Here is a 644-nt window from a genome sequence, read left to right as displayed (position 1 = left end):
CGCTGGGTTTGCAAGATCGCCGGCGGCGTAGATGCCGGGCATGCTGGTTTCGCGGCGCTCGTCGACCTTGAGGGCGATGCCGAAGGGCGTATTGACCGTGTCGAGGCCCAGTGAGTCATGCAGGCTTGCGGACGGCTTGTTGCGCGGATGTGCGAACAGGATGTCGACTGCGACATTCGGGGCAGTATCGAGCTTGACGGTGGCATTATGGCCCCCGTGACGGGCGATTTCGGTGATCCGGCCGTCGACGACAGGTATGTTGCGGCGCGCCAGATCGGCCCGGATATCGGGTGCAATGTCATGACCATCGGCGAAGACCGTCAACGTGTCGGTCCAATCGTGGTACAGCCTGACATAAGTGTGCGACTGCGGGCCGGACCAGACGAGGCCCCAATGCTGGTCGGCGACTTCAAAGCCATCGCAATAGGGGCAGGGCACGATAGATGTGCCCCAGCTTTCGGCAAAGCCCGGAACATCAGGCATCTGGTCGGCAACGCCGTAGCTCAGGATCAGGCGGCGCGCCCCAAGGCTTTCGCCGTCGCCAGTGAGGACGGAGAAATTGTCGATGGTGCCGGAGATGCTATTGGCTTGGGCATTGACCAGCTTGACCGTGGGATAACGCTCCAACTGCTGCCGCGCCTCAG

1 protein-coding gene is annotated in these 644 nt (G+C 62.3%); it reads right to left on the bottom strand.

The window, feature by feature from the left end:
* Window positions 1-644 (bottom strand): NAD(P)/FAD-dependent oxidoreductase (locus RCCGE510_RS32770; RefSeq protein WP_007638071.1); only part of this gene is annotated, 644 nt, incomplete at both ends.

The organism is Rhizobium sp. CCGE 510, assembly GCF_000292525.1.
Taxonomy (GTDB): domain Bacteria; phylum Pseudomonadota; class Alphaproteobacteria; order Rhizobiales; family Rhizobiaceae; genus Rhizobium.
The sequence above is the reverse complement of the archived record's forward strand: the minus strand, read 5'-3'. Positions and strand labels throughout refer to the sequence as shown.